Here is a 15,802-nt window from a genome sequence, read left to right as displayed (position 1 = left end):
CTAGCTCTTTCCATGGTTGACGATGCGTCCGGCAAGGTCCAGGGGGCCCTGGTTCGGCACGACGAAGACGTCCGGGCGCTCAACAGACCTCATCACCTGAAGGCCGCGCACATCAACCTCGATGTAGTGACTGAACTTTTGACCCGCCCAGGGTACTCGAAGGAACGCGAACGAAAGCTGACCAGGCGTCTTCGTCCCCGGCTTGATATCGGACAAGTACTGCCCGTCGCCGAATCTGGCGTCCTTCGGGTTGTGTTCCTTGAGCGATGGGCGGAGCGCGCCGCTCTCGAGGATGCCCTTGTACCCCTTCTCGTTTGTGTAGTGGAACAATGAGGTGATTTCACCGTCAGGAACCTGCTCAACACGATAGGCGCAGGCGTCCGGAGCCAGCCCCAGCGGATCTGTCGCAGCGTGAGGATTATCGACGTACGTGTTCGGGTTCGGTGCAGGCATGAGACCCAGAGGGTCGGAACTGACATACCGCGCCGTCTCGGGGTCGTAATGACGGAAATAGTTGTAGTGCAGACCGGATTCGGGGTCGAAGTACTGTCCGGGAAATCGGAGAGGCGTGTACGCCGCGCTTTCCGAATCCCACGCGGTAGAGCCCCAGAGGGTGCTGCGCGTACGCCAGGCGACATCGCCGTTATCGTCGATGAGTTCGACGGGCGTGCCGACGAGGTCGGTGACGATGGCGAAGAACCGGGCGTCGATCTCTTCCTGAGGCGCGTCGGCGGCGGTGATGCGTTCTGCCTGAGCGACGGGCTGGAGGCCCTGGTGGTCCCAGGTGAGAACGATGGGATCCGGTTGGGTGGCGGAGACGGTGCTCTGCTCGCAGAGGGTGGTGCCGTCCCAGGTGAAGTCGACCTGCTCGACAACCGATTCGCCGTCGGCCGCGAGGCGTTGCTTGGCTGTGCGGCGGCCCAGTGGGTCGTAGAGGTAGCGCCAGCGGCTGCCGTCCGGTGTGACCACGGAGACCAGGCGGTCTTCCGCGTCCCAGGTGTAGCGCCAGGTGTCGGGCTTGCGGGACAGGCGCCTCTTCTGACGTAGGACGACACGTCCTTGGGCGTCGTGTTCGTAGCGGACGTTCCCGGCGCGGGTGATGCGGGTGCCCGCGTATGCGCGGGTGCCTGTCGCCTCCTGGCCGGGATGGGCTGTCGGCCATGCGGCTTCGGTCTGGTTTCCGGCCTCGTCATAGGCGTACCGCTCGGTCCAGTCCCGGGCGTGCACGGCGGTTACGCGGCCTGCGGCATCGAGATCGAAGGTGCGTGTGCCGTTCAACCGGTCGTCGTGCCGGATCAGGTTTCCGTCGGGCCGGTAGGTGTAGGCGTGTGACTGAACGATTCGGCCGGCGCCGTCGACCACCGACTGGGAGGTCAGGCGGCCCGTGCCGTCGTAGGTGTTCGTCAGGCTCATGGTCCCGTCGAGGTGACGGGTCAGTTCCCTGCCGGCCGGGTCGTATGCGAACCGGAGGGTGTGTCCGGCCGTCACCAGCCCGACACGGTGGCCTGCCGCGTCGTAGTCCCATTGGCTGGTTGTTCCCGTGGGGGTGGTGCGGTGCGTGCGACGGCCCAGGGCGTCGTATCCGTAGTGAATGGTTCGGCCGTTGACCGTTTCGGACAGCACCCGGCCGACAGCGTCGCGTTCCAGGGTGAGAGTCGCATCCGGTCCGACCGCTTGGACGAGTTGGCCGCTGGGGTCGTAGGTGTAGGTGATGACCGCGCCGTCGGCGTCTTTGCGGATGATCTGGCCGAGTGGGTCGTGCTCGAAGCGGCTGATCTTGCCCAGGGCGTCGGTGCGGGTTTCGATGCGTCCTGCTGGGTCGTGAGCGTAGGTGAGGGTGCGGTTGTCGAAGTCCGACTCGGATATCAGCCGCCCGGCCGGGTCGTACACGTAGTCCCAGCTGAGGCCCTGCGGGTTGGTGACCTTCGTGAGTCGCAGTTCGGTGTCGTGGGTGAACTCGTGGCGTACGCCGTCGGAACCGGTGCGGGCCGCTATCAGGTCGAAGTGGGTGTACTCGAAGCGGGAGACCGCTCCTGTCGCATCGGTGTGGCTGGTGCAGTTGCCCTCGCCGTCGTAGCTCCAGGACTCGGTGGCTCCGTCCGGGGCGACGGAAAGGGCCAGCTTGCCTTCGGTCGTCCATTCCAGGCGTGTTGTGGCCCCTGAGGGGTCTGTAATCACGGTTGGACGCCCGAAGGAGTCCCGCTCAAACGTTGTGACGGCACCCAGCGGGTCGGTGACCTTGAGTGGTAGGCCAGCTGCGTCGCAGCGGATGAGCGTTGTGTTGCCGAGCGCGTCGACGGTGGATGTGTGGTGGCCAGCTCGGCTGTACGTGACGCGCGTTGTGGCGCCGGTCGGATCGGTCACGGCGGTGCGGTTGCCGCGCTCGTCGTACTCCAGATGCCACAGAGCGCCGTCGGGGCCGGTCACTGCTGTGGGCAGGTCGAGCCCGTTGTATTCGGCGACCGTCCGACGGCCGTCCGGGCGGAGGACGACCGCTACTCGCCCGCTGGGGGTGTAGGTGTACCGGGTGGTGTGGCCGAGCGCATCGGTGACGGCAGTCAGCCTGTTCTCGTCGTCCCACTCCTGGAGGGTCACCTGCCCCAACGGATCGGTGGAACAGATGAGACGGAACGCCTCGTTGTGCTCGTATCGCCTCACGTGTCCCAAGGAATCGGTGACCGTGGTGGTTCGGTTGGTGTCGTCGTAGACGAGGGTGCCGGACAGGAAGCCGTCGCTGCCCTCGGTGTGGACCACCCGGCCGCGTTCGTCGTAGGTGTAGGCGTAAGTGGTGCCGTTGCGGTCGCTCCACGAGGTGATCCGGCCCGCCTCGTCGTAGGTGAACCGCATTGGTAGGCCCGAGGAGTTGGTGACCTCGATGAGGTGTCCGTCCTCGTCGTAGCCGTACGAGACCAGCGTGGTGCTGTCGCCTGCCGGCCGCTCGCGGTCGAGCAGCCGCAGAGCTGCGATGCGAGGGAGATCGGGGTGGCGGTCGATCGCGATCCGGTAGCCGCCAGCGTGTGTGACCTCGGTCGGCGTGCCGTCGTCCGCGTAGTGGATGGTGATGCGCTGGCCGTTGCGGTTGACGATCGCCTGCAGGGGCAGGTCGACCGAGTCGCCTTCGTCCGTGGCGAGTGGGCTGTGGAAGACATAGCTCAGCCCGGTGTCCGGGTCAGTGATGCGCAGAGCGCCGTCTGCTGTGCTGTCCCAGGTAAGGGGTATTCGCGGGCCTGTCTCCGGGTAGATGGGTTCCTCGGCGTCGGGAGCAGGGTGGGAGTAGACCAGACGGGCTCCATCAGGAGCGGCGTAGATGATGCCTTCGTCGTCGGCCTGCAGGCGCTGGTCGAGTGTGGAGGCCCAAGACGGCCCGAACCAGCCGCCCCACCGGTAGGAAGAGAGATGGGTACGCTGCAGAACCAGCTCAAGAGTGCCCGGCAGCTGGACGTCGGTCTGCGGCAGCAGCATGTCGCCAGTGGCCACGTCGATGGGGTCGAGATCGCATTTCTTGAGCGCGGCCCGGATGGAGGCGGGCAACTCTTCCGCCTCCGAGGGGCGCAGCTTGAGCCGTGACAGGCCCGAGCCGTCGAGCTTCAACGTTTTACTCAGCTTGGCGAGTTCACTGGGCTTGAGGGCCTTGAGCCCCTTGCCCAGGCCCTTGGCGAGCACGCCGAAGCCGACGCCCAGGATGGCGCCCTCGGTCAGCAGAGTGGCCAGCTTCTTGGGGTCCTTGAACGCGCCAGGGTCCTCAAGGGCAGCGGCGAACGCGGAGAACTTGGCGCCCTCCTTGGCCATCTTGCCGACCGCGGCGATCGTCTTGATCTCCTTGAGCGCCTTCAGCGCACGCTCCAGGCCCCGGATGGTCTCCAGGACCGTACGGACGACAGTGCCCATCCGAGTGCCGGCCTGCTCGATCCTCGTGACCAACGCGGCGATCCTCAGGGCACGTTCACCGGCCGCGAGGCTCGTGGCGACCGTCGAGAGGCCGGCGGTGAGCACGGAAAGGGCCAGGCCCGCGATCTCGAACTCGATGATCTCTACAAGGATGACGCCGATCTCGGAGAGCAGTTCGTGGGCCTCATCGGCGAACTTGTCCAGTGCCTTGGCGCCCTCGCGCAACGCGTGCGCGGTGTTGTCGGCCTGCGTGCGCACCTTCTTGGCCCGCTTGTGGAAGGCTTTGGCGGCCTTGCCCTCCCACTCGACGTCCCGCAGCGCCTTCTCGGCGTCGCCGCTGGCTTCTTCCAGGGCCTTGGCCAGAGCCCGCCACTTCTTGGCGATCTCCCGGATGCCGTCCGGGTCGACCGCCGGGTCGGTGATGCCGAGGAACTCCAGACCGCTCGCCAGGGTGTCGCCCATGGCGTGGTTGGCCTCGTTGATGTAGTGCAGCGGGTTGAGGTCGACCACGCGCCGTTCAGCCCTTCTTGGCGCGGGCCGCCGCGGCGATCAGTATGTCGAGCAGGTCGAAGGCGTCGGATATCTCGCCTATCAGCTTCGCCTCGGCCTGCCACTCCTCGTCCAGGGCCTTGGTGACCTTGGTGAGGGTTTCCATGCCATCACGTATGTCGTCGGTGGCGCTGAGCAGGGACCCCAGCGCGCCGAGTGCGGACAGGTCGTGCGAGGCGGCCTTGAAGTCGTGCAGCGGCTTGGTGGTGTGGTCCGGCACCTTGCGCAGCGCGGAAGCCGCCTTGTGCAGCGACTCCGCTTCCTTCTTCAGATCCGACATGACGCCTGCCCGCCCCCATAGTTCGCTGTGTGCACATGCCAACCGATCGACCCTAACGAGAATGGTTTTGCCGCAGTGATGGACAACACCAAGATCAGGTAAAGGGTGGCAACTGCATGAGGTTTCTGCCGGGCGAGGAGCGGTGCCCCGCCCGGTGTCCGCTGTTCAACGGTTGATGGACTGAATCTCCTGGACGTTCATGTCCTGGGCGGTCTCGAAGGTGCCGTTCGGGAGGTCGCCTTCCGCGCCGCCGGAGCCCTCCCAGGAGATCTCCCAAGTGACGGACGCCTTCAGCTGGTAGGGCTCCCCGCCACTCGCGCGCAAGTACGTGATGCCGCACGGCGGGGTCTTGCCGGCGTTGCCCTTCGTGTACGGAGTGCCGATGGAGCCGTCGTCGTTGATCTCGCAGTCGCCTGAGGCTGGGAACGTCTCGGCGTCCTCTGTACCGGGCTCCACATGCAGGGCGACCGGCTTCGCTGTGGTCTCCGCCCACACGCCGGTGTTGGGCAGTTCGGCGCGGACCTTGACCTCCTTGAAGGTGCCCTTGTCCAGCCACACCCAAGTTGGCGCGTTCACCGTGGACTTGGTCTCAGGCTTCGACTCGATCTCGGTATCGGGAACCTTGATCTGGCCATAGGCGTAACCAGCGAGGACATCCGGCGTGGGCGCGTGCTCATCGTCGGGGAGGGTGACCCTAAGGTGAGGACCAGCACCACCGCCGCCACCACCACGCCGATGATCTCCGTCGTACCGCCCGGTGACTCTTCCGATTCCAGGGCCGAGCCGCCGATCTCCACGGTCAGCCCCGCGTCCCGGGCCTGGCTCGCGGCGTCCTCGAGGGCGCTCTTCGTCGGCTCGGTCAGGTCGACGGCCTCCGCGGTGTAGGTGATCGTGGAGTAGGCGATGGTGCCGTCCTCGCTGACAGCGCCGGTCTCATAGGGGTCGGTGGTCGACGCGACCTGATCGCCCCCGTCCAGCGAGCCGAGCGTGTCCTCGACGGCCGCCTTGTTCTCCGTGGCCGTCACCCGCTGCCCGTCCGGGGCCTGGAAGACCAAGCGGGCCTCGGCACCCTGGGAGTCGCTCTGGGGGAAGCGCTCGTCCAGCAGGTCGAACGCCTTCTGCGACTCGGTGCCGGGCATGTAGAGGTCCTCTTCCTGCCCGGCCGGCGCCACGGCGGCGGCGACCCCGGCCAGCACCAGGGCACCCAGCCACAGACGGATCACGAGCCGGCGCCGCCGGAAGCTCCACCGTCCGATCCGGTAAAGAAATGTCGCCACCTGTTGATCACTCCAGACACCGCTAGGCAAGGGGAACGCGTGAGATTCACGCGCCTCCCACACTTCCCTCCGGCGCCCCGCCGGGCATCGTCCCCCGTCGCCGTCTTCCCCTGGTGCACCCGGACCAGCCACTCACGTGTCCTGGTGCCTACGCACCACAGGCCAGGCCGACTTGGGCCTCGGGAGCGGACCCCGTTGGCGTGGGTGAGCGCGATGAACGTGTCGTCGTCGGCCGCCGCACCCGTCCTGCGAGGTGCTCGTATGCGCGGCCAGTTGCCGGGCGGAGGAGGGCAGTCCGCGTACCGGTTCGCCGTACTGGGGGTGGGCCTGGTCCAGGGTGGAGACCAGGCTGGGGACCGTTCGGCAGGGGCGCGTTGCATGCGGCAACGCCAAACCCCAGGGCCCGGAGCGCCGAGGGATGTGCGACAAGACGCCCACACCGAGCCCACCGAGCCCACCGAGCCCACCGAGCCCACCGAGCCCACCGAGCCCAAGAACGATCAGATCTCGCGGACTGTTCCACCCTGCGCGACTCTTCGGGCAGACTGACGGAATGGCAGACTTCGTCGAATTCGCCTTCGATGACGGGACACTTCTCGCACTTCAGGTCTTCGCTCCTCTCCCGGCCTCCCCTGCCGGCCCGGAGGGCGGGCCCGATGACGCGGAGGCAGTGCCCGGGTTCGGCCGGTCCCGTCCGGTGGCGAGAGGCACGCGTGTCGTGGCCTCCGCCGAGGGAGCGCTGAGCGCACTGCTCGCTCCGCTGGTGCCTCTGCTTCAGCGCGTCCACGACACCGTTGCCGCCGTGCCGGATGCTCCCGACGAGCTGTCCGTCAGTTTCGGACTGCGCGTCAGCCAGGACCTGAAGCTCGGCGTCGTCGGCGCCGCCGGCGAAGCCACCATGACGATCACCGCGAACTGGCACCTTGCCGCACCCGCCGACGCATCCGCCGGGCCATCCTCCGATGGCGATGCGCAGTAAGGGCCAACGCTGGCTGCGCACGGGGGCCGCGATGGGGGCCCGGGCGCGGTCGTCCCTCGTCTCCTTACTCGGTTCCGCCCACGGCGAGGTCGTCGGCAGCGGCGTCTACCTCGGTGAAGGCCTCGTCCTCACCTGCTCCCATGTGGTCAATGAGGCCATCGGCCGGGACTGGTTCGCCCAGGACGAGCCGAAGGGCCCATCGGTCGAGGTGGCCTTTCCGTCTGCGGAGTCCTGTGACCCGCTCGCTGCCCGTCCCGTCACCTGGATACCCGCTCGCCGTACGGCCTCCGACGGTGCTCCACCCGAGCCCGCACAGACCGGGGACGCCATCTGGTACGGCGACCTGGCACTCCTTGAACTGCCGGCCGGCGCACCGGCATCCGTACGTCCGATGGACTGGGCCAAGATGGCCCAGGGCCAGGAGGTACGGGCGTGGTACGGGGGCGGCCAGCCCTTCACCTATGCCGACGGCTCGGTACAGTCCTGCGACGAGTTGCTCGGCTTCGTCGATTCCCAGCTGCGGGGCGCGGCCATCAATCCCGGCTACAGCGGCGGTCCGCTCTGGTGTGAGGACCAGGGCGCGGCGGTGGGCATCGTCCTGGGCACCATGGAACCGCCCGCGGGCTCATTCGGTTCCGGCCAGGTAGTCCGCAGGACCATCGTCCTTCCCTGGCAGACCATTCAGGCCGAGCTCGGCGCTGCCGGTACGCATGCCACGTCGACCGCGTCCGGTGCTCCCGCACCCCACAACTCCCCGCACCGGGACGGCGGACAGCCTCTCGCCCCGGTGGATCCAGCCACGCGGCACAGTCTCACCGCTCTGGTCACCAGCCTCCTCGCCGATCCCGGCAAACGCACCGAGCAGGGCCGCCGCCTGGCTGACGAACTGGACCTGGAGACCACGCAGGCCGCCCCCTCGGTCGAGGACATCGTGGAAATCCTCGTCACCCGGCACCGCGCCATCGCCGCCTTCACGGAAGGGCTGCCGGCCGGCGACCGGGCAGATACCCAGAAGCTGCTGGCCCTCGGCCAAGCCGCCCTCATCCCCGGACTGTTGTCCGTACGTGAGCATGCATGGCTCCTGGACCTGCTGTCCACGGACGTACGAGGCCGCTTCCCGGAAGCGGCCCGCGAAGCCCTTCCGTACACGACGCTCTTCGACGGCCCGCCGGTCCTCGCGGACCGGTCGCACGAGGCGTCAGACACCAGGGCCACCGACGCCACCGATGTGGGCCGGCTGATCGCGGCGCTCGAGGAGTTCTGGGGCGACAGTGCGCCCGTGCCCGACGGATCACCACGGGTGCCCGCACTGCTGCGCGCAGTGGAGTATCTGGCCGCTACCTGCGTACCAAAGCAGATGCATGACTTCTGGGAGTGGTCCGAGCAGGTGGCGTACCGGCTCGGGGTGGCGCGGGAAGCGCTGAGCGAGCGCAGGGACGACGCCGCCGAGTGGGCACGGCGGCGGCGCGAGCGGACCGGGCCGCCCAGCCCGCGGCTGACCGTTCAGCTCACCCGCTGCTCCGAAGAGACGTACCGCTGCGCCGCCTGGTACGACCCCGGAACCGGAAGCAGCGGCGCCGAGCGGCAGGTGGTGGCCGATGACGAGCCGCGCGAGTCCGCGGAGATCGTCCGTCTTCTGCACCGTGTCCTCGTCCGCGAGTCCGCGTCGGCCGAGCCTCCCGCGGCGGTACCGCTCGTCGAAGTCCTGCTCGACCCGGAGGACTTGGACGTAGCTGTCGACCAATGGGAGAACCAGGCGTCCCCTTATGAGGTCCCGCTCGTCCTGGGCGCGGAGTACGCCGTGGTCGTCCGCTGCCCCGAAGTACGCCGCCGGGCACCGGAGTCCTTGCAGCACTGGCGGTCACGCTGGGCCGAGATCGACCGCGGTGGACTACTGCGCCTCGACCACAGGCATACGACGCCCCGTCAGGTGTACGGGCTGCTCAAGGCCGATCTCGCCGTGGCCCGCGTCATCATCGACTGTCCGACGCAGCACCGGGAAGCCCTGCGGGCCGCATGCCTCGTCCTCGGCGTTCCTGTGGTCGTCTGGGACCGGCATGCCACGCCCGGCACCACCAGCGACCAGCTGGCCGCGCTCCTGCTCAACGGGCCGGTGCGGGGCCTGCCCCACCGTGTACGGCGGCAGCGGGCCCGCGCGCTCGCCGAGAGCGTCGGGGCCGGGCCCGCCGCACTCGTCCCCGCCTTGGTCTGGGACGACGCGTCGCGCCCGCCTCCCCGTCCCTTTTGGAACGATCCCACCGCCGAGGAGCCCACCCCATGACCGGAGTGACAGACACGCGGCAGCGCGCGGAGGGCGATGGCTGGCGCATCTTCAGGGGCGACGGCCAGGTACGCGAGGTCGTCATGCCCGAGCCGCCTCCCTGGCGGCGGTTCGGGCACGACGACACAAGTCAGCCTGGTACGGCGCCGAGCGATCCGCACCGCCCCTACCTCATCGACCAGCCCCAGATCGACGTGGTCAATGCTGCGCTGCACCTGCGCCGCCCGCTGCTGGTGACCGGGCACCCCGGGACGGGAAAGTCCTCACTCGCCCACGCCATCGCGCACGAGATGGCCCTGGGCAAGGTGCTGCGATGGCCGGTGAACAGCCGGTCCACGCTGGCCGAGGCGTTGTACCAGTACGACGCCGTGGGACGGCTGCGGGAGACGAGCCTGAGCCACGACCGGGGCGAGCAGCCGCCGGACATCGGGCAGTTCATCCGGCTCGGCCCGCTCGGCACCGCACTCGTGCCGAGCGATCATCCCCGGGTGTTGCTCATCGACGAGCTCGACAAGGGCGATGTCGATCTGCCCAATGATCTGCTGACCGTCTTCGAGGAAGGGGAGTTCGAGATCACCGAACTCTCCCGGCTGCCCGCCGGGCAGGACCGGGCCCTCGTGCACACCGCCCATGGCGCGGACCCACAACTGGTGGTCGGCGGCTTCGTCCGCTGCCGCGAGTTCCCCGTAGTGGTGATCACCAGCAATGGAGAGCGGGAATTCCCTCCCGCGTTTCTGCGACGCTGTCTGCGCCTCGACCTGCCCGACCCGGACGAACGACGACTGCGCGCCATCGTCGCCGCCCATCTCGGCTCCGACGCGGTGTCGCAGGTGGACGATCTGATCCGTACGTTCCTGGCCCGTCGTGCCCCGGGTGAACTGGCCACGGATCAGCTGCTCAACGCGGCACACCTCCGCCTCGGCGGCGTGGATCTCGATGCCGAGGGGCTACTCGAAGCGGTGCTTCACCAACTGGGCGGAGCGGTATAGGCATGCCTGAGCGAGTCCTTCGCATCCTCCAACTCCTCGGCGAGCAGCCAACCGCCGAGGAGCTGGCTGAGGTGTTGTGGCTCGCACAGCGCGTACCCCGGGGAGAGAGCGCGCCGCTCGCACGCGCTCTGATGCGGGAGACCGGGGATACCGCTGCCTCGTCTTCCGAGGAGACCGATACGAGCGCCGCGTCGAAGCGGGTGAATCCGCTGCCCCTGCCCGAGGAAGAGCCGCCGTCCGAACTTCATGCGGCACCCGAACTGTCCGACGCCGGGGATGAAACGGAGGACGACAGCAACGCGGCGGATGCCGACGACAGTGCCCCCCATACGGACGCCGCCCCCGAAGGTGAAAGCCAGGCGCCAGAGCCGCAGCCTGCGCCGGAGCTCCCCAGAGCCCGCTCCATCCGCATCGCACACCCCCGCTCCCTGTCCGGCTCGCTGGCGACAGCCCGGGCGCTCCGTCCGCTGAAGCGGTACCGGCCCAACTCCCGCCGGCACGAGATCGATGAGGCCACCACGGCTGCCCGGATCGCCCATACCGGCGTACTGGATGTCGTCACACGCCCGGAGCAGGAGCGCTGGCTGGATCTGGCGCTCGTCGTCGACGACAGCGGTTCGATGCTCCTGTGGCAGCAGCTCTGCACCGAACTGCACGCGCTCTTCGAACGGTTGGGTGCCTTCCGCCAGATCCGCACCTGGGGGCTGAGGCTGCGGGACGACCGGACGCCCATGCTGTCACCCAGGCCCTTCGGGGCATCACGGAGCCTGCTTCGGCCCGCGGTTCTCGACGACCCCTCCGGACGCACCATGACGCTCGTCATCTCGGACGGCGCCGGCCCTGGGTGGCGTACGGGGGCGATGGGGGCGCAACTCGCCCGGTGGGCCTCGTGCGGACCCACCGCCGTGATCCACGCACTGCCCCCGCGGATGTGGGCAGGTTCGGCGCTGCCCACACGACGATGGTCGGTCCACGTCCCGCATCCCGGCGCCGCCAACAGCGAATGGCGGATTCGGGACACGCTGCTGCCACCCGAACTCAGCCCGTTCACCGGCAGCGCCATCCCGGTCCTCGAACCGAAACCGCGCGAGCTGGCCGCCTGGGCGCGTTCCACCGTGGCCGGCGGCGTGAGCACCGTACTGCCGCTGTGGGATCACCGGTCCGCCCGCGGAAGTACCGAGTCGGCCGCGGAGTCCAGTCATCAGGCGGTACGGCAGTTCCGCCAGACCGCGTCCCCGGAGGCGTACCGGCTCGCGGGGCATCTCGCCGCCATCGCCCCCCTCACGGTGCCGGTGATGCGCCTGGTCGCCGAGGCCGTTCCATGGAGCGCCACGACGGCGCACCTGTCGGAGGTCTTCCTTGGCGGGCTGATGCGTCTGGCGGAGGACGCGCCCTCCGACTCGGCCGTCCTGCGGGGCACCAGGAGCTTCCTGCACAGTCAGCGGATCTTCTCTTTCACCGATGAGGCTCGCGACATCCTGCTGGACGCGGTGCCAACGGCGGAGGTCGTCGAGACGGCCCGCCACGTGTCGGTCCTGATCGGTGAACTCATCAGTCAGGCACCGGAGTTCGCTGCTTGGCTGAACCGTCCGGACGGTACGGATCTTCTGCCGGAGCACGCGCAGAACTTCGCCTGGCTCGGTCCCGCCCTGCTGCAACGTCTTGGCCTGACGGGTGTTACAGGCCCGGACCGGGAGGAACCGCCGACCGTACCGGAGGAGGAACCCCGTGGAACGCGGAACGCGTTCTATCTCCACATGCCGTACGTAGGGTATTCGACCGATCCCAGGCCGGAATTCCCCTGGCAGCAGCTCTCGTCACAGGATCCCAAACAGGTCGGCGACTACCGCCTGTTGGGCTGGGCGACGGCCTCAGGTCTCACAAATGTCTATCTCGGGCGCGACGCCGAGGGCGCCACAGCAGCCGTTCGCCGTGCAAACCCCCGTTCGGGCCACGGTGCCGAGATCTCGAATGAGCTCGTGCGCGTGGAAGTCGCCGCGCTCGGCAGATTCGACCACGCGTGCTTGCCGACCCTTTTCGACCATGGGGTGAACGCGGCCCGCCCCTGGGCGGCTGCCTCGCCGGTCACCACTCGGTCCGGAGGCAGAGCGGCAGATCTGACCCAGATAGTCTCCGCGGCCGGGCCGCTCGGCGTCGACGCCACTCTCTGCCTCGGTCAGCGTCTCGCCTCCGCACTGGCGCACAGCCACAGCGTCGGCGTCGTCCACGGCCGACTGTCGCCCCGCCACATACTGCTGACCGGCGACAACCCCGTCATCATCGGCTGGCACCGTGCCACCGTCGACGGGCAGCCGCCCCAGCCGGACCAGGCGTCGGCCCAGCCCGCTGACGACCTCAAGGCGCTGGCGGCGATCCTGGCCCATGCGGCGCTCGGTGCCGACCTGGTCCATGAGGCGCTCGGTACCACCTGGTGGCCCGCGCCCCGCTACGACTACTCCTCCGGCCGCCTGGAGAGTCTCGACGTGGCCAACTGGTCCTCGCCCTCTCCCCCCTGGTCAGTGGATCCGGCGGTCCACGCGCTGATCGACCGCTGTCTGCACGGCCCGGCCGGCACACCTCCCACGGCCGTGGGAGTCCTCGCACTGCTGCGCGACCGGTTGCCGCGGCAGGACTCCGGATCCCCCGGACTCCGGGCATGGCTCTCCCCCTCCGCGCTGGAGTTGGTCGACGGCGCAGAGCTCGTCCGGACGAGGCCACGGCCACGTACCACCACCGGCCGGCAGGAACCGCTCGGAGCCCAGGTCCCGGTGACGCCGCGCGAGGAGCCGACCGCCGACGAGAAGCCGTCCCCCGGCGCCGGCAACTACCAGAAGTGGCAGCTGTTTCCGGGATCGGTCCAGCCCCCACGCGGACTGAAGCGCCTGTCACGCCGTTCCTCGTCGCCCGCTGTACTGCAACCCCGCCCAGGAGGTGTCCCCGGCCACTGCGTCGCCGTCATCAGCCCGCATCCCTGCTCCGGACGCAGCACCGTCGCAGTACAGCTCGCGTCCGCGCTCTCGGCCAGGGCGACCTCCACGCGCCGCGGCGGGCGTACCCCCGTCGTCATGCTGCCGCTGCACCGGCAGCTGGGCGTCTTCGGATACCGCATGCTCGACGCCGAGCCCTCGGCCATCACGGCCCGGTTCCGTGCCGGCACCGGACACATGCCGTCCCACGCCAAGGGCTGGGTCACGCTCGCCGACTCCCGAGGGGCGCAGTTCCTGTACGGGCTGGTGCCTGCCAACGCGGTCGTAAGTATGGACGCTTCGACCGTCCGGCGGGGCGTCGACTGGCTGAGGTCGTTCGGCACGGTGATCGTGGACGCCAACGGCACCTTCCTGCCGCCCGGCGACAGGCTGCGTGGTCTGCTGGGTGCGGTCAGCCACATGGTCGTCACGACGACCGTCCGGCAAGAGCATCTCGACGATGTCCAGGGCCAGTTGGACTGGCTGTCCGGGCACGGCTACCAGCAATTGGTGCGCGCGGCCACGGTCGTCCTGTCGGACGTGGACGGACGGGCGACGAAGAGCGATATGCACACAGCCGGCCAGCAGTTCGAACGCTCCGTGGGGAGCGTGTGTGCCGTCCCCTACGACACCGCCATCCACAGCCTGGGCCTGGTCGACCATTCCGCTCTCGACGCCGCCACCCAGCTCGCGTTCGACGAACTCGGCCGTACGGTTCACAGCGCCCTGGATTCCGAAGGAACCGGCCTTCGACAAGGAAACGGACGCTGAGCCATCAGGTCATCGTCGGCTCGTCCACACCTCGCCCGCCCTCGACGGGTGCCGCTGGGCGAACGAGCGCCAGAGGCACCACACGTCGGGACGCCCTCCGGCAATTCGACGACAGGAAGCAGCAACTCGCCCCAGGCCGAACGCGGGACAGGTTTCCGCCGGTTGCGGCTCCGCTCGCCGCGGGATCACGGTCGAGGGCAGGTGTTCTCCCCCTGCTCCTGATAGGTCCGGTAGAGCGGTGACCTACTGCGCAGCTCCTTCGGAAAGGTCACCACGGGTACCGGTTTGCACACCGGCCACAGCCCAGTCGCCGCCGCGTGCCGGGCGCCCTCGTCGGTCCCGATGCTCTCGTCCGCGAAGGTGAAGACGCCGCTCGCGCCCGGCACGCAGCCCGCGGCGCAGTTTCCGCCTGGGCTGCCCCGGCGCAGTTCGTTGTAGACGTCGTTGTGGTCGACGGTGTTGATGCCGTTGTCCCGGGCCTCGGTCACGGCGGTGCCCACGGCGGTGAGGGCGTCGTGGTACATCACGGCGTAGCCGTCGCCCAGGGCGTTGGTCTTCTCCTCGCCGAAGTACCGGTCGTAGGAGTCGGCGAAGAGCGCGAAGGCCTTGGGGACCTGCTCGTCGCCGCTCCTGGCCGCACGCCAGCGGGGTGCGTCCACGGCGGCCGCGGTCACGATCTCGAGGTTGTTCCGCTCGGCGATGGCGCGCATCTCGGCGGTCTCGGTGACCGGGTCGCGGCCCGTGCTGACGCGCAGGATGCGCGTCGGCTCGTCGTCCGGGCCCCGGTCGCAGGAACGCGTCCGGTCGATGGTCTCCAGGAAGGGCGGCAGGTCCGCGTCACGGCCGGCCAGGAACACCGTCCTGGCTCCGACCGCGCACATCGCGGACACGGCCCGCCGGAAGATCTGCGGTGTACCTTCCGCGGGCCCTTTGATGCCCTGGTACGTCTCGGTGCGCCGCTGCACCTCGTCGTCGGTGATGCCGTACTGTGCGCCGAACTCCTGGCGGAAGACGCGGCGGAGGTTGGCGACGTAGTTGTCGTCTCGCTCGTCGGCGATCATGAACGTGTCCTCGCGGTTCACCTTGTTCGCGCTCACATAGCGCTTGAGGGCGTCGACGAGCTGGTCGGTGGAGGGCGAGACCTTCAACAGGTAGGGGTGCTCCATCTCGCGGGAGCTGAGCACAGCGCTGACGGCCGGGATCTGCGCGGGCCCAAGTCCCCGCCGCACGGCGGTGAGTGTGGCGGCGTCGCTGTTGGGCAGGCCGATGGCGGCGACGAGTGGGCTCTCGCCGTCGCGGCGGGCGGCCAGTTCGTCGGTCACGGTCCGCCAGCGGCTCAGATCCTCGCCAACGTTGGCGAAGAGGAGCTGGACGGCGGTGTCGCCGGTGGCGGGCCCGTGGTTGTGGCCGCGCTGGGCGAGGTAGGCGCCTTGGAGCGAATGCCGGATCAGGTCCTTCGACATGGCCGCACCGGGGGTCCTGGAGGTGTACGGCATGACGACGGCGACGCTCACCGTCGGCTTACCGGACTCCCGTGCCGCCTCGTTCTCGTCCTCGATTCGGCCCAGGACGTCGGCGAGGTCCTGGTCGAAGGGGTACGCCGCTGCCGTGACGCCGATGCACTCCTCGCCGGCGCCCACGCGCCGCAGCTCCTCATTCTGGGTGCAGTAGTCGCGGTTCTCCTGGTAGGTGTCCAGGCCCCACCAAGCGCCTGCTCCCACCAGGGTGGCGACCAGGGCCCACAGGGCCACGACATCGATCAGGCCGAGCACCCGGAAGCGGAGCCGACCCGGCAGCCAGGCCCAGTTTCTGCGGTCCATCC

General features: G+C 68.9%; 8 protein-coding genes and 1 pseudogene. 4 read left to right on the top strand and 5 right to left on the bottom strand.

From position 1 onward, the window contains the following. The 4 genes and pseudogenes from FE633_RS29385 to FE633_RS29370 form a co-directional block, all read right to left on the bottom strand. Positions 1-4,398, bottom strand: coding sequence for an HYD1 signature containing ADP-ribosyltransferase family protein (locus FE633_RS29385; protein WP_212747294.1), 4,398 nt, complete (start codon positions 4,396-4,398; stop codon positions 1-3). Between the two features lie 7 nt (positions 4,399-4,405). Continuing rightward, a complete protein-coding gene (locus FE633_RS29380) occupies positions 4,406-4,717 on the bottom strand; it encodes a hypothetical protein (RefSeq protein WP_138048206.1) in 312 nt (103 codons plus the stop codon). A gap of 165 nt (positions 4,718-4,882) precedes the next feature. After that, a pseudogene (locus FE633_RS29375) lies at positions 4,883-5,407 on the bottom strand (hypothetical protein); the annotation flags it as partial. Further along, on the bottom strand, positions 5,290-5,856 hold the full coding sequence (locus FE633_RS29370; RefSeq protein ID WP_246113883.1) for an MMPL family transporter: 567 nt from the start codon (positions 5,854-5,856) through the stop codon (positions 5,290-5,292). The gene FE633_RS29370 and the pseudogene FE633_RS29375, both read right to left, overlap by 118 nt. Before the next feature lie 691 nt (positions 5,857-6,547). Between FE633_RS29370 and FE633_RS29360 the strand changes: the two genes are divergently transcribed. Genes FE633_RS29360 through FE633_RS29345 form a run of 4 tightly spaced genes read left to right on the top strand, consistent with a single transcriptional unit; the run spans position 6,548 to position 13,980 of the window. Then, positions 6,548-6,973, top strand: a complete 426-nt coding sequence (locus FE633_RS29360) for a CU044_2847 family protein (protein ID WP_138048204.1) — start codon at positions 6,548-6,550, stop codon at positions 6,971-6,973. Continuing rightward, positions 6,957-9,254 (top strand): VMAP-C domain-containing protein, encoded by a 2,298-nt coding sequence (locus FE633_RS29355; protein WP_138048203.1) that lies wholly within the window; start codon positions 6,957-6,959, stop codon positions 9,252-9,254. The genes FE633_RS29360 and FE633_RS29355 overlap by 17 nt, the downstream gene beginning before the upstream one ends. Then, positions 9,251-10,243, top strand: a complete 993-nt coding sequence (locus FE633_RS29350; RefSeq protein WP_138048202.1) for an AAA family ATPase — start codon at positions 9,251-9,253, stop codon at positions 10,241-10,243. Before FE633_RS29355 ends, FE633_RS29350 begins: the two co-directional genes overlap by 4 nt. Before the next feature lie 2 nt (positions 10,244-10,245). Beyond that, positions 10,246-13,980: an SAV_2336 N-terminal domain-related protein gene (locus FE633_RS29345; protein ID WP_138048201.1), complete on the top strand. Its 3,735-nt coding sequence runs from the start codon at positions 10,246-10,248 to the stop codon at positions 13,978-13,980. A gap of 185 nt (positions 13,981-14,165) precedes the next feature. Here the strand turns inward: FE633_RS29345 and FE633_RS29340 are convergent, their stop codons facing one another. Beyond that, on the bottom strand, positions 14,166-15,800 hold the full coding sequence (locus FE633_RS29340) for a type 1 periplasmic-binding domain-containing protein (RefSeq protein WP_138048200.1): 1,635 nt from the start codon (positions 15,798-15,800) through the stop codon (positions 14,166-14,168). Positions 15,801-15,802 lie beyond the last annotated feature (2 nt).

Origin of the sequence: Streptomyces montanus (genome assembly GCF_005786655.1) — a bacterium.
In the GTDB taxonomy this organism is placed as follows: Bacteria; Actinomycetota; Actinomycetes; order Streptomycetales; family Streptomycetaceae; genus Streptomyces; species Streptomyces sporangiiformans.
This window is presented reverse-complemented; position numbering and strand designations above follow the sequence as displayed.

Excerpts from the sequence above, each read along its gene's own strand:
- FE633_RS29380 (WP_138048206.1), bottom strand. The coding sequence starts at position 4,717 with ATGTCGGATCTGAAGAAGGAAGCGGAGTCGCTGCACAAGGCGGCTTCC.
- FE633_RS29370 (WP_246113883.1), bottom strand. The coding sequence starts at position 5,856 with ATGCCCGGCACCGAGTCGCAGAAGGCGTTCGACCTGCTGGACGAGCGC.
- FE633_RS29360 (WP_138048204.1), top strand. The coding sequence starts at position 6,548 with ATGGCAGACTTCGTCGAATTCGCCTTCGATGACGGGACACTTCTCGCA.
- FE633_RS29355 (WP_138048203.1), top strand. The coding sequence starts at position 6,957 with ATGGCGATGCGCAGTAAGGGCCAACGCTGGCTGCGCACGGGGGCCGCG.
- FE633_RS29350 (WP_138048202.1), top strand. The coding sequence starts at position 9,251 with ATGACCGGAGTGACAGACACGCGGCAGCGCGCGGAGGGCGATGGCTGG.
- FE633_RS29345 (WP_138048201.1), top strand. The coding sequence starts at position 10,246 with ATGCCTGAGCGAGTCCTTCGCATCCTCCAACTCCTCGGCGAGCAGCCA.
- FE633_RS29340 (WP_138048200.1), bottom strand. The coding sequence starts at position 15,800 with ATGGACCGCAGAAACTGGGCCTGGCTGCCGGGTCGGCTCCGCTTCCGG.